The 23,047-nt window shown below is 51.7% G+C and carries 26 protein-coding genes, 2 rRNA genes and 1 riboswitch; of the genes, 2 read left to right on the forward strand and 26 right to left on the reverse strand.

Annotation, left to right across the window (positions count from 1 at the left end; all coding sequences use genetic code 11):
* Positions 1-134 precede the first annotated feature (134 nt).
* The 13 genes from V4U84_RS23220 to V4U84_RS23280 form a co-directional block, all read right to left on the reverse strand.
* Complete coding sequence (locus V4U84_RS23220) at positions 135-1,088, reverse strand: ribose-phosphate diphosphokinase (protein WP_148454226.1); 954 nt, start codon at positions 1,086-1,088, stop codon at positions 135-137.
* A 119-nt stretch (positions 1,089-1,207) separates the two neighbouring features.
* Positions 1,208-2,620: a bifunctional UDP-N-acetylglucosamine diphosphorylase/glucosamine-1-phosphate N-acetyltransferase GlmU gene (gene glmU, locus V4U84_RS23225; protein ID WP_334078050.1), complete on the reverse strand. Its 1,413-nt coding sequence runs from the start codon at positions 2,618-2,620 to the stop codon at positions 1,208-1,210.
* A gap of 123 nt (positions 2,621-2,743) precedes the next feature.
* On the reverse strand, positions 2,744-3,028 hold the full coding sequence (spoVG, locus tag V4U84_RS23230) for a septation regulator SpoVG (protein WP_055105386.1): 285 nt from the start codon (positions 3,026-3,028) through the stop codon (positions 2,744-2,746).
* Positions 3,029-3,211: 183 nt separating this feature from the next.
* Positions 3,212-4,042, reverse strand: a complete 831-nt coding sequence (purR, locus tag V4U84_RS23235) for a pur operon repressor (RefSeq protein ID WP_334078051.1) — start codon at positions 4,040-4,042, stop codon at positions 3,212-3,214.
* A gap of 62 nt (positions 4,043-4,104) precedes the next feature.
* Positions 4,105-4,959, reverse strand: coding sequence for a 4-(cytidine 5'-diphospho)-2-C-methyl-D-erythritol kinase (gene ispE / locus V4U84_RS23240; protein WP_334078052.1), 855 nt, complete (start codon positions 4,957-4,959; stop codon positions 4,105-4,107).
* A 220-nt stretch (positions 4,960-5,179) separates the two neighbouring features.
* Complete coding sequence (locus tag V4U84_RS23245; protein WP_334078053.1) at positions 5,180-5,359, reverse strand: protein sspF; 180 nt, start codon at positions 5,357-5,359, stop codon at positions 5,180-5,182.
* A 180-nt stretch (positions 5,360-5,539) separates the two neighbouring features.
* Positions 5,540-5,815, reverse strand: a complete 276-nt coding sequence (gene veg / locus V4U84_RS23250; RefSeq protein ID WP_334078054.1) for a biofilm formation stimulator Veg — start codon at positions 5,813-5,815, stop codon at positions 5,540-5,542.
* A 145-nt stretch (positions 5,816-5,960) separates the two neighbouring features.
* The gene (gene yabG / locus V4U84_RS23255) at positions 5,961-6,863 is read right to left on the reverse strand and encodes a sporulation peptidase YabG (protein ID WP_334078055.1); all 903 of its coding nucleotides are present in this window, start codon (positions 6,861-6,863) and stop codon (positions 5,961-5,963) included.
* 38 nt (positions 6,864-6,901) lie between these two features.
* On the reverse strand, positions 6,902-7,798 hold the full coding sequence (gene rsmA, locus V4U84_RS23260; protein WP_334078056.1) for a 16S rRNA (adenine(1518)-N(6)/adenine(1519)-N(6))-dimethyltransferase RsmA: 897 nt from the start codon (positions 7,796-7,798) through the stop codon (positions 6,902-6,904).
* A complete protein-coding gene (rnmV, locus tag V4U84_RS23265) occupies positions 7,795-8,361 on the reverse strand; it encodes a ribonuclease M5 (RefSeq protein WP_334078057.1) in 567 nt (188 codons plus the stop codon). Before rnmV ends, rsmA begins: the two co-directional genes overlap by 4 nt.
* Before the next feature lie 146 nt (positions 8,362-8,507).
* Complete coding sequence (locus V4U84_RS23270; RefSeq protein ID WP_334078058.1) at positions 8,508-9,641, reverse strand: ubiquitin-like domain-containing protein; 1,134 nt, start codon at positions 9,639-9,641, stop codon at positions 8,508-8,510.
* Between the two features lie 259 nt (positions 9,642-9,900).
* A riboswitch (cyclic di-AMP (ydaO/yuaA leader) is annotated at positions 9,901-10,108 on the reverse strand.
* Positions 10,109-10,301: 193 nt separating this feature from the next.
* Entirely contained in the window at positions 10,302-11,093 is a 792-nt protein-coding gene (locus V4U84_RS23275) for a TatD family hydrolase (protein ID WP_334078059.1), read from the reverse strand.
* A gap of 11 nt (positions 11,094-11,104) precedes the next feature.
* The gene (locus V4U84_RS23280) at positions 11,105-12,394 is read right to left on the reverse strand and encodes an HD domain-containing protein (RefSeq protein ID WP_334078060.1); all 1,290 of its coding nucleotides are present in this window, start codon (positions 12,392-12,394) and stop codon (positions 11,105-11,107) included.
* 325 nt (positions 12,395-12,719) lie between these two features.
* Between V4U84_RS23280 and V4U84_RS23285 the strand changes: the two genes are divergently transcribed.
* Positions 12,720-12,974, forward strand: a complete 255-nt coding sequence (locus tag V4U84_RS23285) for an AbrB/MazE/SpoVT family DNA-binding domain-containing protein (RefSeq protein WP_148454200.1) — start codon at positions 12,720-12,722, stop codon at positions 12,972-12,974.
* 141 nt (positions 12,975-13,115) lie between these two features.
* Here V4U84_RS23285 and rsmI read toward each other — a convergent pair whose 3' ends face one another.
* The 10 genes from rsmI to V4U84_RS23335 all read right to left on the reverse strand — a co-directional run bounded on the left by rsmI (position 13,116) and on the right by V4U84_RS23335 (position 20,680).
* Positions 13,116-14,003 carry a 16S rRNA (cytidine(1402)-2'-O)-methyltransferase gene (rsmI, locus tag V4U84_RS23290; protein ID WP_334078061.1) on the reverse strand — a complete coding sequence of 296 codons (888 nt, stop codon included), beginning with the start codon at positions 14,001-14,003 and terminating at the stop codon, positions 13,116-13,118.
* The gene (locus V4U84_RS23295; RefSeq protein ID WP_334078062.1) at positions 14,000-14,758 is read right to left on the reverse strand and encodes a tRNA1(Val) (adenine(37)-N6)-methyltransferase; all 759 of its coding nucleotides are present in this window, start codon (positions 14,756-14,758) and stop codon (positions 14,000-14,002) included. The genes rsmI and V4U84_RS23295 overlap by 4 nt, the downstream gene beginning before the upstream one ends.
* 80 nt (positions 14,759-14,838) lie before the next feature.
* Positions 14,839-15,207: an initiation-control protein YabA gene (locus tag V4U84_RS23300; RefSeq protein WP_334078063.1), complete on the reverse strand. Its 369-nt coding sequence runs from the start codon at positions 15,205-15,207 to the stop codon at positions 14,839-14,841.
* 45 nt (positions 15,208-15,252) lie between these two features.
* Positions 15,253-16,053 (reverse strand): PSP1 domain-containing protein, encoded by an 801-nt coding sequence (locus tag V4U84_RS23305; RefSeq protein WP_213509073.1) that lies wholly within the window; start codon positions 16,051-16,053, stop codon positions 15,253-15,255.
* 118 nt (positions 16,054-16,171) lie between these two features.
* Positions 16,172-17,146, reverse strand: coding sequence for a DNA polymerase III subunit delta' (holB, locus tag V4U84_RS23310; protein WP_334078064.1), 975 nt, complete (start codon positions 17,144-17,146; stop codon positions 16,172-16,174).
* Positions 17,147-17,185: 39 nt separating this feature from the next.
* Positions 17,186-17,629: a YaaR family protein gene (locus tag V4U84_RS23315; protein ID WP_334078065.1), complete on the reverse strand. Its 444-nt coding sequence runs from the start codon at positions 17,627-17,629 to the stop codon at positions 17,186-17,188.
* A 59-nt stretch (positions 17,630-17,688) separates the two neighbouring features.
* Positions 17,689-18,018 (reverse strand): cyclic-di-AMP receptor, encoded by a 330-nt coding sequence (locus V4U84_RS23320; RefSeq protein WP_148454187.1) that lies wholly within the window; start codon positions 18,016-18,018, stop codon positions 17,689-17,691.
* 56 nt (positions 18,019-18,074) lie between these two features.
* The gene (gene tmk / locus V4U84_RS23325; RefSeq protein WP_334078066.1) at positions 18,075-18,725 is read right to left on the reverse strand and encodes a dTMP kinase; all 651 of its coding nucleotides are present in this window, start codon (positions 18,723-18,725) and stop codon (positions 18,075-18,077) included.
* Complete coding sequence (locus tag V4U84_RS23330; protein ID WP_334078067.1) at positions 18,722-20,284, reverse strand: aminotransferase class I/II-fold pyridoxal phosphate-dependent enzyme; 1,563 nt, start codon at positions 20,282-20,284, stop codon at positions 18,722-18,724. Before V4U84_RS23330 ends, tmk begins: the two co-directional genes overlap by 4 nt.
* A gap of 210 nt (positions 20,285-20,494) precedes the next feature.
* The gene (locus V4U84_RS23335) at positions 20,495-20,680 is read right to left on the reverse strand and encodes a sigma factor G inhibitor Gin (RefSeq protein WP_334075591.1); all 186 of its coding nucleotides are present in this window, start codon (positions 20,678-20,680) and stop codon (positions 20,495-20,497) included.
* 242 nt (positions 20,681-20,922) lie between these two features.
* On the opposite strand from V4U84_RS23335, the gene V4U84_RS23340 reads away from it, so the two are divergent.
* The gene (locus tag V4U84_RS23340; protein WP_334075592.1) at positions 20,923-21,447 is read left to right on the forward strand and encodes a hypothetical protein; all 525 of its coding nucleotides are present in this window, start codon (positions 20,923-20,925) and stop codon (positions 21,445-21,447) included.
* Positions 21,448-21,579: 132 nt separating this feature from the next.
* Here the strand turns inward: V4U84_RS23340 and V4U84_RS23345 are convergent, their stop codons facing one another.
* The 3 genes from V4U84_RS23345 to V4U84_RS23355 all read right to left on the reverse strand — a co-directional run.
* Positions 21,580-21,951: a hypothetical protein gene (locus V4U84_RS23345; RefSeq protein ID WP_334075593.1), complete on the reverse strand. Its 372-nt coding sequence runs from the start codon at positions 21,949-21,951 to the stop codon at positions 21,580-21,582.
* A gap of 742 nt (positions 21,952-22,693) precedes the next feature.
* Positions 22,694-22,810, reverse strand: a 5S ribosomal RNA gene (gene rrf, locus V4U84_RS23350).
* A 113-nt stretch (positions 22,811-22,923) separates the two neighbouring features.
* Positions 22,924-23,047 (reverse strand): 23S ribosomal RNA (locus V4U84_RS23355); the annotation flags it as partial.

The raw sequence follows: 23,047 nt of genomic DNA on the forward strand, positions 1-23,047 counted from the left end.
AGACTATTGCCTGTAGGCCAGGACTGTGCAAAGAACCCTCCCTTTCCTCCCTTTGGATAAAAAGGACAGTACAGAAAGGGCTGCACCTCCAGAACGGAAGATGCAACCCCTTGTATGCAGTAGGACTCGACTTTCTATTCGATCTCGAACAGCTTGCTGATCGACAGTTCCTCATGGACGCGAATAATCGCTTCGCCCATTAACGGAGCTACAGACAAGACCTTCAGCTTGCTGGTCGGATTCGGATGCGTAATCGGAATAGTATCCGTAACAATAACTTCCTTCAGCGGAGAGTTTTCAAGACGCTCCATCGCCGGGCCCGACAGCACAGGGTGCGTACAGCAGGCGTAAACTTCCTCAACCCCGCCCTCCTTAAGCGCATTCGCGCCCAGGACGATGGTTCCGGCCGTATCGATGATATCGTCCACGAGGATCGCCGTTTTGCCTTCGATATTCCCGATGATGTTCATGACTTCGCTGACGTTGGGTTCAGGGCGGCGTTTGTCGATAATCGCAAGCGGAGCGTTGAGGAAATCCGCAAGTTTACGGGCGCGAACGACACCGCCGTGGTCCGGAGACACAACGACCGGATTCTGGATATGCTTCGAGCGGAAATATTGAGCCAGAATCGGCACGCCCAGCATATGATCCACCGGAATATCGAAGAAGCCCTGGATCTGCATAGCGTGCAGGTCCATGGTAATCACGCGATGCGCGCCGGCTTTCTCGATCAGATTCGCAACCAGCTTGGCCGTAATCGGATCGCGGGAGCGGGCCTTCCGGTCCTGACGGGCATACCCGTAGTAAGGAATGACCACGTTGATGCTCTTGGCCGAGGCCCGTTTCAGAGCATCCACCATCACCAGCAGCTCCATCAGATTATCGTTGACCGGAGCGCAGGTGGACTGTACCACATAAACATGGCAGCCGCGGACGCTTTCGGACAGCTTGACTTGAATTTCGCCATCACTGAAGCTCGTCGTCTCCGAGTCTCCCATCGGAATTCCAATGTAATCGGCAATTTGATGAGCCAGCTTGGGATTGGAGTTACAGGTGAAGATCTTCAGTTTAGAATCACAATAAGTCATAAATTTTATTACCCTCCGTGCTGTGTAGATAGATCAACTATCCGTCATTGAAATGGCACTGCATCCTGATTCCGCAAGTAAGATTCAAATATAAATCGTATTCCTACCGAGAAAAAATCTTAATCAACTAATGATTCCTGTTCCTTCAACTTTTTGGCCTTGGCCCGTGCACGGAGCTTCTCGGCATAGCCCGGTTTATTCTCCTGACGGATGCGGGCAATCGCCACGTCATTGTCCGATACCGAATGCGTTATCGTAGAACCCGCAACGACATAAGCCCCTTTACCGACCTTCACCGGAGCGATCAAATTGACATTGCTGCCGATGAACGCTTCATCCTCAATCTCGGTAATGGATTTATTATACCCATCATAGTTGACGGTAATCGCGCCGCATCCGATATTTACATTCTTCCCAACCTTGGCGTCGCCAATATAACTCAAGTGCGAAACCTTGGAGCCGTCATCCAACGTAGCGTTTTTGATTTCCACAAAATCGCCTACCTTCACGTGCTCGCCCAATTTGGCCCCAGGACGCAAATAAGCGAACGGTCCGACCGTCGTTTCTTTGCCGACTTCAGCCTGACAAAGAACGGACTGTTTAACCTTCGCGCCATCCTGAATACGGCTCTCTTCAATTTCCGCCGCCGGTCCGATGATGCAGTTCTCCCCGATCACGGTGGCCCCGGAGATATGGCAGCCCGGATAAATTACCGTGTCCGCCCCGATGACCACGTCGGCACCGATATAGGTCGAGCTTGGGTCGATCATCGTGACCCCGTTCAGCATATGCTTGCGATTGATCCGCTCGCGCATGTAGCCTTCCGCCTCGGACAACGCCAGGCGGTCGTTGACACCGATCGATTCCGCCAAGTCTTCGGTCATATATCCTTCGACGACTTCGCCCTCTCCGACCAAAATACCGATGACATCCGTCAAATAATATTCTTGTTGTGCATTGCTGTTCGTTACCTTTTCCAGCGCTGCAAATAATTTCGCGTTATCAAAACAATAAGTACCGGTGTTAATTTCCTTTACGGCGTCCTCTTCCGGCGAGCAGTCCTTCTGTTCCACAATCCTCGCGACAGAACCTTTGACGCTATCGCGAATCACTCTTCCATAGCCTTGAGGACGGTCCATGCTAGCCGTCAACACGGTAGCAGCCGCTTCTTGGCGTTCATGGAGTTCCAGCATGGCTTGCAAGGTTTCCTCCGTCACGAGCGGAGTATCTCCGCAAATGACAATCGTCGTGCCCTCTTCCTGACCCAATAATGATCCGGCTTGCTTTACGGCGTGGCCAGTTCCCAGTTGCTGCGCTTGCAGCACATACTCGGCATTCGTTCCCAGATAAGACTTGACCGCTTCGGCACCGTGACCTACCACCACGATACTGCGCTCACATTGGACTTTCTTAACCGTGTTCAGGACATGCCCGACCATCGGTTTGCCGCATACAGGATGGAGCACCTTATATAGCTTGGACTTCATGCGCTTCCCCTGACCTGCAGCAAGAACAATCGCAAATCTTTTCAAGGCCCCGGCCTCCTTCTCTTAAACTCATTACTGAATATATCTCATTTGGGACAAAAAGAAAAGAGAGCCATGTTACATGGCTCCCTTTTCTCGAACCCCAATTGGTTGAGACAAAACTGAGACTTAAGCCCCTTCTTCAATCACTTCTTCTTGCTCGGCAGCACGTTCATACTCCGCCAGGACTGCGGCTTGGATCTTCTCGCGGGTACCGGAAGAGATCGGATGCGCAATGTCCCGGAATTCCCCGTCAGGAGTACGCTTGCTTGGCATAGCTACGAACATTCCATTATTTCCGTCGATGACGCGAATGTCATGAACTACAAACTCGTTATCGATGGTAATGGATGCGATAGCTTTCATCCTGCCTTCAGAGCTAACTCGGCGGAGTCTTACATCCGTAATTTGCATATGTGTTCACCACCTTTTTCCATCAGAGACTTGGTGTAATATTCCACATAGCTTACGGAAATCCTTTTTTTTCACCGAATAAAATACCCTAAAATCAGGAATTTTTTTGAACATTAGGAGATTTCGACACGTTTCGTCGCAAACTCCGGATGTTTTACAGAATATCGACAAAAAGCTTGCATCTTACTTGCCGGCGAAATAATTCCCCGGCTCCACGGAAATTTCCTTGCCTTTGGCATCGACCGCCCGCAACGTTGCGAGAGAGACGTAATCCTCCAGCAGCCGTTGCTCCGATTCCACCTCGCCCGATTCCAGCAAAACGCCGACGCCTGCCACCTCTGCATCAAATTCGGCCAGCAAATCCACCATTCCCTGAATCGTTCCGCCGGCTTTCATGAAATCGTCCACGATCAGGACTCTGGATTTCTCTTTCAGCGCCCTGCGGGACAAGGACATCGTATGCAGACTTTTGTGGGAGCCGGATACGTAATTGATGCTTACAGCCGACCCTTCCGTAACCTGATGGTCCCGACGAACGAGGACGACCGGCAGGTTCAATTCCGCCCCGGTCGCGTACGCTAGCGGAATGCCCTTCGTCTCTACGGTCATAACGCAGTCGATGGCGCGTCCCGCAAAAGCCGTCGCGAACAATTTGCCGGCCTCATTCATGAGAGCGGGCTGTCCCAGCAGGTCGGATAGGTACAAATAGCCTCCGGGCAAAATCCGGTCGGGCTCCGCCAACTTCTCGCAGAGCTGGTTGATGAATTGAAGCGCCTGCTCCCGCCCCATTTTCGGGATGTACTTCACGCCTCCGGCCGCGCCCGCCAAAGTCTGAAGCTCCCCGTTCCCTTCATCCTCGAATACCTCTTTAATGATCGCCAAGTCCTCGCTGATGGAGGATTTGGCGGCTCCATACCGCTGCGCGAACGTAGTGAGCGGAATCAGTTGATGCGGTCGGGTTAACAAATACTGCGTCATCTCCACTAATCGAGCGCTTCTTTTTAATTTTTTCACGAAGGACCCCTCGCTAAATCCGAATATTTTATAGAAAATATATCATCTTTGTACGGTTCTATTCAAGTTAATAATCGTACTGCGTACACTTCTTTGCAAAAACCGCGAAGTCCGTTATAGATTCTTGATACCTTGGATTCCTTGGACACGAGCCCGAAAACGGTCGGCCCGCTGCCCGACATCAGCACCCCGTCCGCCCCCAGACGGATCATCGTTTCTTTCAAATGGGCTACCTCCGGGTAGAGCTGGAGCGTCACCTCTTCGAGCACATTCCCCAACTCGCTGCAGACCCCGGCAAAAGATCCCCGCTCAATCGCTTCCCGCATCCGGGCGGCGGACGGGTGAACACGGATTTGATCGCTTCTCAGCCTCCCGTAAATTTCCGCCGTGGATACATTAATCGGCAGCTTGGCGAGAACGACCCAGCACTGGGGGGGATTTACGAGCGGGGTCAGCTTCTCGCCGCGCCCCGTCGCCAAGGCGGTCCCTCCCGTCACGCAAAACGGGACATCCGACCCAAGCTCCGCCCCGAGCTCCATCAATTCCTCATTCGGAATACCCAGTTCCCATAACCGGTTCAGTCCCCGAAGAGTGGCCGCCGCGTCGCTGCTGCCTCCGGCCAGTCCGGCAGCTACCGGAATTTTCTTATCCAAATGTATATATACGCCGCTTCGGACGTCGTAACGCTCTTTGATCAGCTTGGCTGCCTGAAAGGCAAGATTCTTCTCATCAAGCGGAATATAACCGGCCTGACTCGAGATAATAATCGTATCCCGCGGGAGAGCGCTCATTTCCAGCCGGTCAGCCAGATCCACCATCGTCATGATCATTTCCACTTCATGATAGCCATCCGGTCTTTTATGTAAAACATCTAGCATCAGATTTATTTTCGCCGGCGCTTTTTCATAAATTTTCAAGACGCTCACCCACCTTCAATAATCCGTTAATTGTATCGCTAATGGAATCCGCTTTCAACCCGTCCCTTCGGACTTACATATTATAAGAAAAACTCGGTTCTTCGTCTATGCACGGTAGACGAGTCCCTCTTCCCGCAAGCTCCAACTTCTTTTATCTTACTTAATCCCCGTATAAAAACAAACAGGCCTCCCAACGGGAGACCTGTGATGCGCGGCCGAATCAGGGCTGCTTCGCAGCGGCCCGCTCCGCAAGCTCGATGGCTCTCTTCACCATGTTTCCGGCGTCCTTGGCCCGGATCCCGCCCCAGCCTTCCTTCTGGACGGTATCATAAAACCCGAGATCCTTCGCCAATTCGACTTTCAAATCCTCGGACATGAAGCTGCGTCTTCTGCGCGCCATGGGCCACTCCTCCTTAGAAAGTCATGGATCAAGAACATTCGTAGTATGCGTTCCGGGCTATACTTTCATTCACCCCGCGTGTCCGCACTGGGTGCACGGTCTATCCTTTGCGGGCGCAAACAAAAACCGGCCCCGCGTCCATTCGGACGCCAAGGCCGTTTGCTGCAATCATCATGATGTTCACGGTTTAATATACGACAACCGCATTTCGTTATTATCGCCACAAACCATGACTTCAACGGATTCGGTAAGTATATCGGCATAACTGTAAGACACACGCTTAAAGGTCTGTTGTTCTTCATCCAGCTTCACGATAAAGACCGAAGGATAGGTTTCCTCCAATACGCCGGTGCGTTCGACGGTCTTTCGGCGACCTCCGTTTGCCCGCAGCGTAATTCTCTGCCCTACGTGAGCTTCGAGACTGTGTTTGATTTCTGACAGCGCATTTTTAGCCATTGCCTGTGACCACCTTCCTTCTGTATATATTATACACGAAAAGGAGTCACCTGTCAAATCAAAATAAATAATTATATCAGCAGTAAAAAAGCATTGTCAATGATTTTTTTTCGGGGCTGCCCAAACCCCTTGGAGTCCCTTAATCTTACATCGAGGGAATGACCTTTAATACAGATAAATCCTTCGGTTTCGGCAAGCCGATCCGATAGCTTCCCCGGGTTTCGATGCCGCCGACGCCCTGGGTGCCGCTGATCGTATGGGTAAGCACATCCGTAATATGGATCGTCTCCCGAATGGAGGTTAAAGCGGCTTTAGCGGCAATGTACACGGGATCCAGGGCGTGAATCAACACCCGGGAAGGCGAGCTGGCAAAATTCGCTCCAGCCTGCAGCAGCGCTTCAAAATGCGATTGGCATGCGCCCGCCACGATGGTTAGCGCATCGAAATTCCGCTCATACTGGCGGGCAGCCGCGATCGCCTCCACGAAATGCTTGGAGTTTTTGTAGCTGGACAAATTGTACAAATCCGCCGTCGGGCGGTTCTTCAGCACCCCGTCGTGCCCGGTCAACACCAAAATATCGGGCTGAATGTTCGGCAGCAACCGGTACAGCGTTCCGGCCATCGCCGATTCCGTGACGTAATAGCCGTGCGCCGGTACGCGGAGTTTTTCGTACAGACTCAGGCTCTTTTTCAAATACCGCTCATCCCCGTCCAAATGCAGAACTTTACCGGGTACCTCAAAAAAGGACGGCTCCCCCTGCGGGATAAAGTCCCGGCCCAAGGACGACCGATTGCGCTCGGCCAGGTCCAGCCGGTCTTTTTGCAGCCGCTGCAGAGATTCGGTCGCCTTGATCCGGGCACGCTTCGTTTTTTCTCCCGGCATATCCGCATTTACGACCACCAGATCCGATATCGGCGCATCGGCCAGCAGCCGAAATTCCGTTCCCTTGATAATGGCCTGTTCCCGTACAAAACGCTCGATGCGGAACGTAATATCTCCACCGTACGATTTGCGGACGACCAAGTCTCCCAAATTCGTCAAATCCATCACCTCTACCCCATCGTATGGGCGAAAAGAGGGATTGGTTACAGCTTCGGACCGCCAAGTCCTGCCGCATGCAGGGTATTGCTGAGCTTCGCAAACTCCTCCAGGCTGAGCGTTTCGGCCCGACGCGCCGGTTCGATCCCCGCTTCCGCCAGCAAAGACTCCAGGCGCTCCCGTCCCTCGCCCGGAAAGAAGCGGCTTTTGAGGTTGTTGGAAATGGTCTTGCGCCGCTGCGCAAACGAGGCCTGAACCACCTCAAAGAAAAAAGCCTCCTCCGCCACGGTCACTGGTGGCGCGCTGCGGACCTTCAGCCGAATGACCGCCGATTCCACGTTCGGCTGCGGAATAAACACGCTGTGCGGCACGATGCACACCAGCTCCGGCTCGCTGTAATATTGCACCGCGATGCTGAGGCTGCCGTATTCCTTGCCGCCGGGTCCGGCGGCCATGCGCTCGGCCACTTCCTTCTGGATCATCACCACAATGTTCTCCAGCGGAAGGCCGGCCTCCAGCAGCCTCATCAAAATCGGCGTAGTGACGTAGTAAGGCAGGTTGGCCACCACGCTGACTTTCTCGCATTCGTTGAACTCGCTGGCAAACAGCGCGTGCAGATCGATCTTGAGCACATCGCCATGGATCACATGAACCTGAGGGTAAGGCTCCAGCACCTCTTCCAGAATCGGGAGAAGCCGCTGATCGATTTCGACGGCGGCAACGCGCCCGGCCTGCTGCGCCAGCTTCTCCGTCAAAGCGCCGATCCCCGGTCCGATCTCCAGCGCCCCCTTGGTCTTGTCCAAATCGGCGGCGCCGACGATCTTCCCAAGGATGTTCTGATCGATCAAAAAGTTTTGTCCCAAGCTTTTTTTGAATGAAAAACCGTGCCGCTGAATAATCTCCTTCGTCCGGCGCGGGGTTGCCACTTCTTCTCTCATGGTCATGGATTCTTCGCCTCTTTCGTCTCCAATTGGGCCAGCGCGCCCGCAAACTCTTCGCGGCTGATCCGGAAGATGGTGAGCCGTTTATAAAACTGTTTACCGTTACAATACCCTATTCCCAGCCGTTCACCCATAAACCGTCGGCGCTCGGCCGCCCGCGGGTGAACGATCAACCCGGCGGCAATCAGATCCTCCCACCCGATCTGAGCGGGGGTTGTCTCTCCTTCCGGAGGTGCCTCGGTACGCACGCGCTCCAAAGCCTCGCGAATGGCCTCCGGTGAAGCGTTCTCCACACCGATGTCGCCGGCTTTCGTCGCGTCCGCCTCCCGAAGGAAGGCATGCTTGCAGCCGGGCACCCGCTTCGCCACGATTTTGCGGATCCGTTCCCCCGCGTGATCCGGGTCGGTGAAAATAATGACCCCCCGGCGCTCCATAGCCAGTTCGATTTTACGAAGCGTCATCTCATTAATGGCCGAGCCCCCCGTTTCAATGGTGTCGGCCTCCACTGCCCGCTTTACGGCGACGGTATCGTCGCGGCCCTCGACCACAATGACCTCCTTGATCATGCCCACTTACCTCTCTCGCTTAGGTTTAAAGACCTCTTAAAGACCTTATCATCATAACAAAAAGAAGAGGATTTCTCCTCTTCTTATCCGCGTCTTATTCATCATCCTAATAGTATCCCATTCCCTCGGGAAAGTAAACGCTCCGGTTAGTTCAGCTCCGGCTTGGTCGGCCCGATCACGTAAACGGTCCGGCCTTTCTTGCGTCCAAAATCCTCCGCCGATTTCAGGGAATCGTAATAAACGTCCATTTTGTGACCTTTGATAGCCCCCCCGGTATCCTCCGCCTGGCGGAAGCCGACCCCTTCGATATAGACCCACCATCCCAGAGGGACGACACTTTTGTCGACCGCGATCGTTCTTCCCTCCGTTACCCGGGTGCCGGAAGCCGTACGCGTGCCGATGCCGTCCTCCTCGGCGGAGTATGCCGTAAGAGTCACGTTTTTAAGCACTTTTTTATATTTAAAAGAGACGCCGCCTTTCGTCGTAAGGCCGCTGATATTAACCGCGTTGGCGCTGCGGGAAATGCTGGCGGATGCGACTGCTGTCGGTTTCTTCGTGCCTACGGCAACGACTTTCGGCGATCCGGTCTTTTTGACCTCTTTGCCGAGCCAGTGTTTGGACACGAATTTTCCGTCTTCATACACTTTTTCGATGTTATGAACTACAACGCCTTTGCTCCCCGGAGAAATCACCTTTGTCTTTCCCTTAAGCAGGTTCTTGTCGGAGGTTTTCACCACGGTGAAAGGAACGTTCTGCGTAGTCTGCACCTTTTGTCTGGTAACGCGGACGACCTTGATTTTCAAGTTCGCCGAGACTTTGCCGTCCAAGGCCGGTGTAATTTTATCGTCCTGCCCCAAAGTGATGCCAAGTTCCTCGATTGTTTTCCGGACACTATCCTGTGTCGTGAAATGAGTCTTTGTCGTTCCATCTACGCTTACCTTCACAGGGACGGAGCGAACGATGACAATCCGGTCCCCGTCTTGAATCGAACTCGCCAGGGAAAGCGACACTTCATCCTCCGGCTTCAAAACGATAGATTGTTCTTCCAGCACTTGATTGACCAGCGATTTCCGGGTTTCGATCTGCTGACTCTTCCCGTCAACAACCAAGTATACTTTTTTGCTTTGGCCATAAAACCAAATCAGGATGATGAGAACTACCGCGATGGACAAAATTCCGACGACCGAAATCTGACGTAAATGTTCTTGTTTCCACCGCATTGCGTAAGACATGCTGGATGAGCGTGATTCATGGGATTCCTCATTGCGGAAAAGGCCCATTTCTTCCGTCCTCCTTCATAGTCCCGCCGTCTAGGTCGAATCGTGTTACATATGACGTGACTACATTTCAATTTTACGAAATGCCCTAAAAAAGCCCGCATTCCGTATCCTGCCCCAGTCTACCCGGCATCAAGTCACCTCCTGTTTAACACAGTATGATGACCCTATTACGTTTATTCAAAACAAAAGAAGCCTTAGAAAGAGTAAGAGGCTCTCTTTCGTGGCTTCCGAATGTCTTGGTGTAGTAGGATGCACGAGTTTGCCCTCTCTTAGTACGCTTACGAGGTTAGCTGTCGGGTTAGGACGCAGAGAGCCGCCCTTTCTCCGTCATTCGCTCATGGCGCAACGACCTTGAATTCACCCCAATGACCCGATAAAGAAATCAATTACAGGCCGGACGAATAACCTTGCGGCGCTGTAGTCGGTTCCCCCGTTCCCCATGATCGGGGACTCAGCGAGACTGGTTCATGGAACCATATAACGGAATCGTCAACGGCATGTTAACGACCCCAAATCGATTACTGAAAAGATTCTATCCTGTTTCGATGCATGTTGTAAAGGACGAATCAACAACGTTTATTTTAATAATTGGTTAAAAAAATGTAATATTCTCGCTCAAGTTGGTTAAAAAGCATTAATCTTTCCGAAATGCTCTTTTTTTTACTGGTTTTTCTCCCGATTGCTTGGAATACCAAATCGTTCCAGCGCATTTCGGGTCGTAATTTCCGCGATTTCCTCCACGGATATCCCCTTCAATTCGGCAGCCGCCTCGGCCACCAAACGGACATGACCGGTCTCATTCCGTTTTCCTCGAAATGGATGAGGTGTAAGATATGGGGAATCCGTTTCGATCAGCAACCGATCCAAGGGAGTCTTCGCCAATACCTCTTTGGGCTGCTTTGCATTTTTAAACGTAATCGGTCCGCCAAACGACAAATGAAATCCCAAATCCAGACACATTTTGGCAATTTCCCAGCTGCCCGAATAGGAATGCATCACCCCGCCAATCTCGTTCGCTCTCTCCTCGCGCAGGATCCGAACAACATCTTCATGCGCATCCCGGTTATGTATGGAAATCGGCATTCCCAGCTCTCTGGCCAGCCGAATTTGCTTGCGGAATACCTCGTGCTGGACCTCCTTGGGGGACGTATCCCAGTAGTAATCCAGGCCGATTTCTCCGATAGCGACGACCTTTTCATGTTTGCATAAATCTGCAATCCAGTCCAAATCATCTTCTTTCATCGTAATGGCGTCCTGCGGATGCCAACCTACCGCCGCATAAATAAAATCATAAGTCTCGGCCAGCTTCATCGTCGTTGGGATCGTCTCGCGGTTAAAACCGATGTTGATCATCCGCGTTACCCCTTGCGCCAAGGCGCGTTCAATCGCATCATGGCGGTCTTCGTCAAATTGCGGCGCATCCATGTGCGTATGCGTATCAAATAATTCCATGATTCTCCCTCCTACGTTCCCTGTTCAAAATATTCCGCGATATGCCGCGGCAGCCGGTCCATGGCCGGTCTCAACTTATTATCCGGATAGTACAAATGATATTTGCCCCGGTGCAGACCGCTAATCGAACGCACAATGTCCGACACCTCGGAGATTTCCTTCAACTGATCCTGCCGGTCCAACAACAAGATCTGCTTGTCCCGAGACTCACCGTTCGGACGAAACACATCATAAGGCAGATCGGTCGGAAAATCAATTTCCAGGTCATATTCCGGATGAAGGCCGGCCCTTTCGAACGCACTGCGAATTTCGTCAATCGTTTCCAGATCCATCGACTCCACTTCTACATATTTATACAATTTCCGGTTTAAAAATCGTGTGCACAAGTCGCTTAGCAGCTCATCCGATTCTACCCTCCACTGCATAAAAGCGGTCTGTACCAACGCCTCGTCAAGCAGCAGATATTCCTGCACAGTCAGCTCCCGGTTGAACAGGCCCGGCAGCGGCTCCGGAAGAAACCGAAATACGTGTCCGCCCGCGTAAAGCTCCTTCGCACGCCGGAAGATTTGCCGCAAAATAATCTCCGAACTGCGCGTCACCGGATGGAAATAAATTTGCCAATACATTTGATATCTTGACATCAGATAGTCTTCCACCGCATGCATTCCCGATTCCTTGACGACAATCCGCCCCTGAAAAGGCCTCAGCATCCGTAATATCCGGTCCATGTCAATTGTTCCGTAGTTCACGCCAGTAAAATAGGCGTCCCTCAACAGATAATCCATGCGATCCGCATCCAACGGGCTGGATACTAAATTCACCACAATCGGATGCTCATAATCTTTGCGGATGACCGCAGCGACCTTCTCGGGGAAATCCTCCCGGTGTCTGCGGAGGACCTCGCCCACTTCGGTATCCCCAAGCAGGATTTTGCAGGTCCAGTCCTCATGGTTCATCTGAAACGCTTGCTCAATGGAATGGGAGAACGGCCCATGCCCCAGGTCATGCAGCAGCGCAGCGCATAAAGTGACCATTTTCTCCTCCTGCGGCCAATCCGGATATTCCGCCCGTTCAAACTGCGAAATAATGCGCCGTGTGATCTCGTAAACGCCCAGGGAGTGGGAGAAACGGCTATGCTCGGCTCCGTGAAAGGTTAAATAAGAGGTGCCCAATTGGCGGATTCGCCGCAGCCTTTGAAATTCCGCGGTATTAATCAACGACCAAATCATTTCGTCCTGGACATGAATATAATTATGAACAGGATCCTTAAAAACTTTTTCTTCCCGAAGCTGAGGATGCATGGAAAAAGTCCCCTTTCTTTTTTCAAAAATTATTTTTTGATAAATAAAGAAGGATTGTGACTGAAGTCGTAGGTTTATGTCGATATTTGTCGTATTAAGTCAGAGGATTAACTTCCAAGATGTCGAATCTATAAAAAGTGAAAAAAAACGCCGTAAACCCCATTGCATCATGACCTTAAAACGTTTAAAATTAGAAATTATACTGAACTCTACCATAAATAGGTTGACTGATCTGGCAATGGTTGGTATTATAATTATCATAAAAGATAGAAGTTTGTCGAATAATGACGCTTTTAAATTATAGCGAGAGGGGCAATCATCGGTTATGATGAAATCAACAGGTATCGTAAGAAAAGTAGACGAATTGGGTCGGGTTGTAATTCCTATCGAATTGCGCCGCACCCTCGGCATTGGGGAGAAGGACGCCCTCGAGATTTATGTCGACGGCGAACGCATTATGCTAAAGAAATACGAGCCCGCTTGTATTTTCTGTGGCAATGCTGAGAACGTCACTTACTTCAAAGGCAAAATTGTTTGCCAGGAATGTTTGACCGAACTTCCTACCCCTGTGACAAATTAAGAAATATAGTATATAATAGGTTTATTAAAAACTGTTAATTCTAACCTTTTTCATATCTCCTTGGCGCCTTCAGGCTTGAACCCGGCCTGTAAGGCCCCTTTTTTTGTCCGCCCTTTCTCTCAAAGAAATTTAATCCCGCCCTTATATTAACAATTTATAAACATCGCGTTTGGTCATCCCCCGGTCGGCGGCCGCCTTTTTCATGGCTTCTTTTCGGGGAAGACCCTGCTCCTCCTCATAATGACGGACATGCGCCTCAATCGGTAACTCTTGCCACCAAGCGTCCTTCTTCTCTTTGATCTTGGCAGGATCCGCTCCTTCAACCACCAGGCAGTATTCCCCCAGCGGCGGATGTTCCGTCAACCACGCTAAGCAATCGCTCACATGGCCGCGTGCCATCTCCTCGTATCTTTTGGTCAACTCTCGAGCCAGCACGATCCGACGGTCCCCCCAAGCCTCCAAAATAGCCTCCAGCGTCTTAATCACCCGATGGGGAGATTCATACAGCAACAGTGTGCTCGCCTCGTCCTCCAGCGAGCTGAGCAGAACGTCGCGCTCTTTGGAATCCCGCGGCAGAAAACCGATGAATTGAAATCGCTCGGTGGAGAGACCGGATACGATCAGCGCCGATAAAGCCGCGTTGGCCCCCGGGATCGGAATCACCGAAATTCCTGCTTCCACCGCCAACTTTACCAAATCGCTTCCGGGATCGGAAATCGCCGGCAATCCGGCGTCGCTGACCAGGGCCAAATTTTTTCCTTCTATTATAAGACGAATTAATTCCGGCCCGCTCGCCGCCTTATTATGCTCGTGGTAGCTCAGCAGCTTGCCCGGCGAAATCTCGAAATGCGTCAGCAATTTACGGGTTTGCCGCGTGTCTTCGGCCGCTATAATGTCCGCTTCCTGCAGCGTTCTGACGGCCCGGTAGGTCATGTCCTCCAGGTTGCCGATCGGCGTGGCGACCAGGTATAGCTTGCCGTAAGGATTACCCGGCGGTACCGCAAAACTTTTTTGTATAGTTACACTCATGCTTCTCCCTCTTTTGGTCCGTAATAGATATTCATGATCTCCGGACAGTAATTTCCGGACTCCTCGTAAACGATCAGCGGCGGCTGAACCCGAACGTCCGGCTTGCCGTCGCGCAGCGCTTCCATCAGCACCATGTTGGCTTCCGCCCCGATTCGGGAATGAACGAAGCGAACGACTTTCGGCTCGAGCCGATACTGGCGCAGTAAAGTCATCATTTCCCCCAGCCGCTGGGGTTTATGTACCATGAAGAACTTCCCGCCGGGGCGTAGCAGGCGCATGGCCGCAGCTATGACCTCCTCCAGTGTGCAGTGGATCTCATGCCGCGCGATAGCCTGGTAAGGATTGATCTTCAAATCTCCGCTCGTCAGCGGCATATAAGGCGGATTGACCGTAATGGCGTCGTAAACCGGGCGGTCCTTCTGCTTAGCGAGTTCCCGCAGATCCCCTTCGCGAATCCTGATTCGCTCCGTAAGCCCGTTCATCTCCACGCTTCGCCGGGCCATATCCGCAAGCCGCGGCTGGATCTCAATGCCTTCAATATTTGCCCGGCTGCGGGTCGAGAGCAGAAGCGGAATGACGCCGTTACCGGTGCACATATCCAACACGTTGCCGCGACCCGGGATTTGGGCAAACCGGGCCAACAGCACGGCGTCCATCGAAAAACTGAATACCTCGTCGCTTTGAATGATCCCCAATTCGTGGGTCAGCAGATCATCGACACGCTCTTTTTCATAGAGTACAGGTTGCTTTTTCAAATTGATCTTCCATTCTGTAAAAAGTAATCGAAATTTCTTAAATCTTTAAAAAAAACCGTAGGAAGCATCCCTACGGTTCGTTATTTATTCAAAAAAGACAAGCAGAACAGACAGTCGCCTTCCGTACGTAAATGTCCGTAATTTACATTGCAGATGTGGAACCCTTCGTGATAAAGACGCGCCAGATTGTCGTACCCTTCACCAACAATATCCATGCTTTCACTGCCCTCCGGCAAAGGTGCCGGAGAAGCCGGGGAGTCGGCCGGCGGATTTCCTTCGGCGCCGTCCCCTTTTAAAATTTTGCGCATCTTCTCATTCTCCAGGCGAAGCTGCTGATTCTCTTCAAGCAGCCTCTTGACCTCCAGCATCAGCGTGCTAAATTGGCCGTGAACCTTACTCATTTGTGTCTCCAGCGCCTGCATATGATTAAATATATCCTTATTCTCCAAGTTCCCACCCCAGAGTCATTCTCTAAAGTCTTTCTTGAATGTATTCTATTTCACGACGACATCATCGAGCGGGAGCTCCTTGACTTTGCCGATTTCAAACAGCTGCACATGAACGGTCCGGGCCCCCGCGTTCAGTCCGACCACTTTTCCGTCACCCAGCGAGGTAACCACTAGTTTTCCGACCGACGGGAGCTCTTCTCGCACGCTTTCATAATTATCATGCTCAAATTTCAAGCAGCACATAAGTCGGCCGCACAATCCCGATATCTTGGTCGGGTTCAGGGACAGGCTCTGATCCTTGGCCATCTTGATCGACACCGGCTCAAAATCTCCGAGCCAGGAGGAGCAGCATAATACCCGCCCGCAGGGTCCAATCCCGCCAAGCATCTTGGCTTCGTCGCGAACGCCGATCTGCCGCAGTTCGATGCGGGTCCGGAAAATGCTGGCCAGATCCTTGACGAGCTCGCGGAAATCGACTCGGCCCTCCGCAGTAAAATAAAATATAATTTTATTGCGGTCAAACGTAAATTCCACATCGACCAACTTCATTTTCAAATCATGGTCTTTGATTTTATTTAAACATGTAGCAAAGGCATTCTTTGCCGCAAACTTGTTCTCCTCCACAACACGGGCGTCGGACTCGTCGGCGATGCGAATGACCTTCTTCAGCGGAAGCACGACATCATTCTCACCGACCTGCTTCTTGCCGACAACCACTTTACCGTATTCGATCCCGCGCGCCGTTTCGACGATCACACTCTGATCCTTCTCGACGGGAAGCTCTAGCGGGTCGAAGTAATATATTTTGCCCGCCTTTTTAAAACGGACACCTACTACAGTGTACAAAAACTAACCCCCTTGTATACCTATAAAAAACACACAAATTCTGTAAAAACCCATGTTCTTGCACGGGAGAAAGTTTAACTGTCCGGTCCGGAAATCCCTAAAACCCTGAGGTTCGGCATTATCCGCCAATACCGATCAGGAATTGCTCGAGGCAGAGCTGGCTATTCATATGCTGGCGGAGCTTCTTCTTGCTCTCCGCGGCCAGTGCCATGGCATCGATCCATTGCCCCGGGCTGCGGGAGGAAGCATGTCTGCGAATAAAGTCCAACTCATCTATAAAAACAATATGATCATGTCTTTGATAGAGCGCGTGAAGCATATCTTTGAACCACAAATGGAAAAGATCAAAGAGCATGTCCATATGCTCGCCTAAACCTGCTTTAAATACGCTTTGCTGCGCTGTAACCAACGGAGTTCCGCCACGGCCAGCGGTCTCCTTCCCTAATTGTAACACTACGTTTCTAATTTCTGCAAACCAATTCTGGCGCAGTAATTCGCGGCATGCCTCCGGTCCGGCCGCCACTTGTACGGCGCTGCGGGCCAGCGTTCCGGGAAATCCCTCGCCAGACAGAATTTGCAGCATCGTCTCCGGGTCCAGCGGCTGGAACGGGATCCACTGGGCCCGCGATTGAATCGTCGGAAGCAGAGCTCGTCCATTATCCGATAGCAGGATAGCCAGTGCCGGAGAAGGGGGTTCCTCCAAAAACTTCAGTAAGCTGTTCGCCGCCTGAACGGTCATTTTGTCCGCCTGCTCAATAATGTATGCCTTCGGATTGCCGCTTTCCGAACGGTATGAAAAGATGCGCTGCAAATCGCGGATCTGATCGATCTTAATCGTTGCACCCTCGGGTGCGATGAGATGCAAATCGGGGTGATTGCCATGCAGCAGTTTGCGGCATTCCAGACACTCCCCGCAGGCGTCTTCGGTGCCCGATGTACAAAACAAGGCCTGAACAAAAGCCAAGGCCATCTCTTTCTGTCCGCTTCCCGGCGGTCCGCTGAATATATAAGCATGCGAAATACGATGTTGACGGAGGCCGCTCTGCAACAATTGCTTCGCCGCCTCCTGTCCGATAATATCCTTGAAAGACATAATTCTGGTCTACCTTTCCAAAGGAGGGGAGCGCCGACTCTAAAAACAGAGATTGATCAGCATCCCTCGGATTTCGCCGATTTTCTGCAGAAGCTCGATTTTTCCTTCCTCGGTCTCCAGCAGTTCATCGGCCATGGCCAGCAGGGCGGCATCCACTTCATCCAACAGCTTGTAGCGTTTGCCGCGCCCACGCCGGTCCCAGCCGCGAGCTTCTTTAATGCCTACGCCCCGGCGGACCGTATCTTCCAAAAATCGCTTCACAAGCAGGCGGTACGCCTTGAGCTCCCGGATCGTCATGGAATGGGCAAGCCGATCCCCTTGCAATTGTATCTCTTTAAACTTGCGATTCAGCTCATCCTTGGATGCCTGTGTGCCATGCTGCTGCATGACATCGGAGAAGCTTTTCGCCTGAACCGGCTTGGCCGTATTTTCATTGATACCGAGACCGCTCTTCAGCGGCCGGTAACCCGGATCTATTTTCACAGCTATCACCGCCGTCTTTCTATAATCTTAAATGGTAAAAAATCCGCAAAGGGTCTGCCTTAAAAATGTTCAAACCGATCTACCGGCAGAACGAAAACCGTAGCTCCACCCACCTGAACCTCCACCGGAAGCGGTAAATACGAATCGGTAGTTCCGCTCATCGGCGTAACCGGGGTAACCAATTGCTCGCGTACTTTACAACTGTTACGGATCACATTCATCACGGCTTCAACCTGGTTATCATCCACTCCGATCATGAACGTCGTGTTCCCCGCCCGCAGAAACCCTCCGGTACTCGCCAGTTTTGTCGCCCGGAAGTTTTCCTTCACCAATGCGCTGGACAACCGGTTGCTGTCTTTGTCTTGGACAATTGCAACGATCAGTTTCATTTGCAGTCCCTCCTCGTTAACTTTTGATTGAATAGCACTCTTTTACTATTTGACATTTACAGCCCAAAATCCTTTAAAGCCGCGGCAAGCCGCCTTCTTATCTCCGCCGCCACTTCCTCGAGGCTGACCGATGCGTCCACCTTGCGGATGCGATCCGGATACATGGCCGCCAGAATCTCATAGCCTTCCCTGACTTTATAATGAAAATCCAATCCTTCCAGGTCCAACCGGTTGATTTCCCGGCCCTGGGCCGCAGCGATACGAGCTAACCCCACCTCAGGCTCAATATCCATGTAAAAAGTGAGGTCGGGGAACCGGCCCGCGGTTGCAAACAAGTTGATTGACAGCACCTCGTCGATACCGAGCCCCCGGGCGTAGCCTTGATAAGCCAGACTGCTGTCGACAAATCGATCGCATAACACCGTGATTCCCTGGGCCAAGGCCGGCTCCACCTTCTCCGCAAGGTGCTGTCTGCGGGCTGCCGCATAAAGCAGTGCTTCGGTTCGGCTGTCCATTTCCGTATGGACGGGATTCAAAATCACCTCGCGGATTTCCTCAGCGATCCGAATTCCTCCCGGCTCCCGGGTAACGAGATAAGGAATTCCTCTCTCTTCTAATGCTTTACCCAATTCATGGATGACTGATGTCTTTCCGGATCCTTCACCGCCTTCCAGCGTAATAAACAATCCCTTTTTCTTCACGTTCAATGCCCTTCCCTGCTTTCCATCCTGTGCTTGATCACCTGTATGGTCGTTAACGTCGAATCGTTCGGCCCCTGACACTTGGCCTTGGCTCGGCGGAGCGCCAATAATTGCTCCTTCGTCCGGCTGCTGATGGTCTCCCCCGGATACAGAAGCGGAATCCCCGGAGGGTAAGGAATCACCATTTCGGCAACTTGACGCCCTTCGCAGTCCTCCAGGGGGATCGTTTCCTTTTCATCCGGGCCTATCGGCCGCAGCCCAAAGATCACCGGTGCCGAAATCTCTTCCAAAACCGACCCCTTCTCAAAATGCTCCAACAAGTCCTGCTTCTGCCTCTTGCTCGTTTGGATGTTCCACGTGGAAAAATGGGATGCTTCGCCGGCTGCCGAAAGTTGCCCCAATCTCCGCAACACGCGGGAGATATCCTCACTTGTGGTTCCAGGCCCTAGCGCCAGTACAACATACCTATCATCGCTCATTTCGGGGACACAGCCCCCTTCTTCCAGCTTGGCGTGAAGTTCGTACCCGCTCCATTCGCCAGTGCTATCATAGAGCACGGCCTTCCACGGATCTTGTATAGCATATGCTGCATGATCTCCGCGTGCGCCCGCCTCTAGCAGCCCGAAGCGCGGGAGATCGCGAAGACCGCGTCTCAGTTGCTCCGCGGCGACCAGGCCGCTTTCGAAAAAGGTCTGCCCTTCCGCTTGCAGCCTGCTGCGGCTGAGGTCGAGCGATGCCATGATCGGATAGGACGGGCTCGAGCTTTGCACCATCGCCAGCCGCTGCCGCAGCAACCCGCGATCCAGCAGGCCGCCCTGCACATGGAGCATGGCACCCATGGTGAGCGCGGTCAGCATCTTGTGCGTGGACTGCACGACACCGTCGGCGCCGGCCTGCAGCGCGCTCTCCGGGAGCGTCGGGTGCAGCCCGAAATGGGCGCCGTGGGCCTCGTCCACGAGCAGCGGCACGCCGCTGGCGTGGCAGAGCTCGGCCAGCGGGCGCAGCGAGGCTCCCATCCCGTAATAGTTCGGGTGCGTGACGAGCAGCCCCTTGGCGCCGGGATACCGGCGCAGGGCCTCACGCACCGCCCGCTCCGACGGGATGGTCGCCAGGCCGCTGCCCGCGTCCTGCTGCGGCACCAAAAACACCGCGTGCGCGCCCGCCAGCATCAATCCGTGGATGACGGATTTATGCACATTGCGCTGCACGAGCAGCACATCTCCCGGAGCGGTGCACACGCTCAGGATCATCGCCAGGTTGCCGGCCGTGCTGCCGCCAACCAAAAAAAACGTCTCCTCCGCGCCAAACACGCCCGCCGCCAGTTCCTGCGCCTCGCGAATGACGCCCTCCGGGTGGTGCAAATCGTCCGTGCCGGTAATTTCCGTCACGTCCAAGGCCAACACCCCGGCGAGCTCGGCCCCCGCCGTGCCTCCCCGATAGGCTGCACCGTTCTTATGCCCCGGCACATGAAAAGAGGCGTCCCGCTTAGCGATATACTCCTGCAAAGCCGTATATAAAGGAGCGCTTGCGGTCGTATTTTTTGTTGCCGCAGCTCTTCCCCCCATCGCTGCAGCTTTATCGTTATCATCGGTCCGAATGGTCTCGCTAACTTCCTCCACTTTCTTGCCATGTTTCTGTTCCGCATTCAACATGATCTGACCCTTTCAACGCTTGTCTAGCAACAAGTCTTTCGTTTCATTGTAACGCTTTCCCTTTGAAAAGGGCAACATAAAAGGACCCGTCAATTTAAAGAACAGGTCCCTCCCCTTTTGCCCTTATGCATTTTTTTCTACCCAAATCTGCTTCATGCGATGAATGAAGAAATGATATTTTTCCTCCTGTACATCCGTATGCACCATTTCCGCCTCACAGGCATCACAAATGAACTCCGATACGATATGGATGCCTTCCGACTTCGGTTCCCCGCAAATAATGCACGTATTTTCGGCATGCTGGTCCATTGTCGATCCCACCTTGTATGTTTTACTACCAGTATGGCACAGATTCTATTATTTTAAACCTTTTCATAGTTGGTTTTCTATATTATATATATGCCGGTTTGGGACCGTCCGTGTTTGTACGGCACCCAACTCAAAAATTGTTTCACTTCAACCGATATACAAAGTAAGGTGTGTTTTTTGCTGGCATTGTAGTCATCCTTTGTAAACGCACTCAATTTGGCCAAGGAGGATTGCTGTTTCAGATGTCTGCTGATACGGGAAGAAATGCGACGTTTTACAATTATCGGCTATTAAAAAAAATCGTTCTGCCCAAGCCTTTAATTCAAGGCTTCTTAACTCTCCCTTTTATTTGGCTGATCGCGGAAATGATCTTCATCTCGTGGACGAGTATATTTTATTTCGTGCTTGCTGTGCCCGTTGTTTTATGGATTCACTTCGTTATCGCACGATCCGTGCTCATAATTACCAGCCATTCCTATCGCAAACGCTGGCGGTTTACCCGGCGTCTGCCCTGGATCGGTTATTTGCCGGATCAATACGTAAGCTATAGCACTTATCGCCAAGTGCATCTGCATGCATCCTGGATCGGCCTTGGTATCATCGCCATTCTGATCCCCTGGTCTCCCCTGTCTTTCATTGTATCGTTGCTGGTATGGCATTTCTGGTTTTTGGCTCCCCGGCTTTATATCCTGGCCGGACTGAAAAAACAGCCCAAAAACGGGTGGATCAAGTTTAACGAGCACGATACCTCGTATTACATGTCCTAACCTTTTTTACATAACAAAAAAAAGCCCGGCTCCTCGTTGGTTGGTTCTAACAGGATCCGGCTTCTTTGTATAGACCGTAAATATTCGCGCGACGTTGGCCGGCGCGGCGTATTATTATTGTTCATCCCTTCGTCAAGGACTCTCCAACCCTTGAATCACGGATTTCCCTTCCATTTTGGGCACCAATACCGTAAAGGCATTATCGTGTATTGTCAGTTGAACTACCAATCTATCTTTATGGTACACCTTTGTCGTTCCCGCGCTTTCTTCCTTCTCCTCCGTCCAGCCCCACTCCTTAATGGCCTTCTCGTAAGCCTCCGGTACGCTGCTGCTCTCCTTAAGGCCTGGCAACGAATAATGAACATAATCCATTTTCGAATTATTCATCGCGGTCTCCGTTCGTTTAGCTTCCTTAGGTACCGGGAAACTCTTCTCTACCGCCGATCCGACAAACGTCGTCCAGGAAGGCTCGGAAGTGCCGCAGCCTGCGATGATAACCAACATCAGCAAGACTCCTCCCATGAAGCACAAGGAACGCCTAATTCCTCTTTGCCGCATGATGTATCCCTCCTTACCCTGCCTTATTCTAATTGAGTATTTATTTATGCATCGATGATTACATCGGATGCAGGATGTCAGTAGGCCTTTCAACTAACACTAAAACACCAATCTTAATTATATCCGTTAGTCCTCTACCTGTCGGTAACAAAATGGTTACATTCCCTCTGGTACTTTCTGAAGTTTAGGGAATCATTTAGAATCAACTTGTAATCGGCTTGCACTATACCCAGTTAAAGACAAACTCAGATTGAAAATCGATCTAACATTAGGTAAGACCCTCCGTCTTGTACTATCATTTACCTTTATAATTGTAACCCACTTCTTTCCTAAACAAATGACAAAGCCCATTACAGTTTCTTCTTACTTTGATCTATAAATTGACGGATCCTTAACCTCTTTAAAACATTTCCAGAGTAAATAAAACCCACTTAGATTGCGATATCCTGCAAATCTGCAGGAATTATTGGGGTAGAGGGCCCTTCTGTGCGATATTCCTGCAAATCTGCAGGCTTTTGTTGCTGCTGAGATTCCCTTCGGGGGAGAGAGCCGAAAATGCCTGCACATTTGCATCCTTTTCGCTTTTCGAGGCCCACACGTTCGGAAATTGTTGCAGATTTGCATCAATTTGTATTAGGGCATACAAAAAGAGCACCACCGCTTCATACGGTAGTGCTCTTTCTTAGTTGCTTGGCAACGTCCTACTCTCCCAGGACCCTTCGGTCCAAGTACCATCGGCGCTGGAGGGCTTAACGGTCGTGTTCGGGATGGGTACGCGTGGAACCCCTCCGCCATCGCCACCAAACGTGTTCAGATGTTTGATCACCTGAAAACTGGATACGAAACGTATTTGCGTTTTAGTCTCCTCAAGTGCTCAGATCGGCTTGTTCAGCCTGACGCCACTTTTTGGAGTTGTTTTTGGATAAGCCCTCGACCGATTAGTACCTGTCAGCTCCATGCATTGCTGCACTTCCACCCCAGGCCTATCAACCTCGTCGTCTTCAAGGGGTCTTACTAATTGGGAAATCTCATCTTGAGGGGG

Origin of the sequence: Paenibacillus sanfengchensis (genome assembly GCF_036864765.1) — a bacterium.
Lineage (GTDB): Bacteria > Bacillota > Bacilli > Paenibacillales > Paenibacillaceae > Fontibacillus > Fontibacillus sanfengchensis.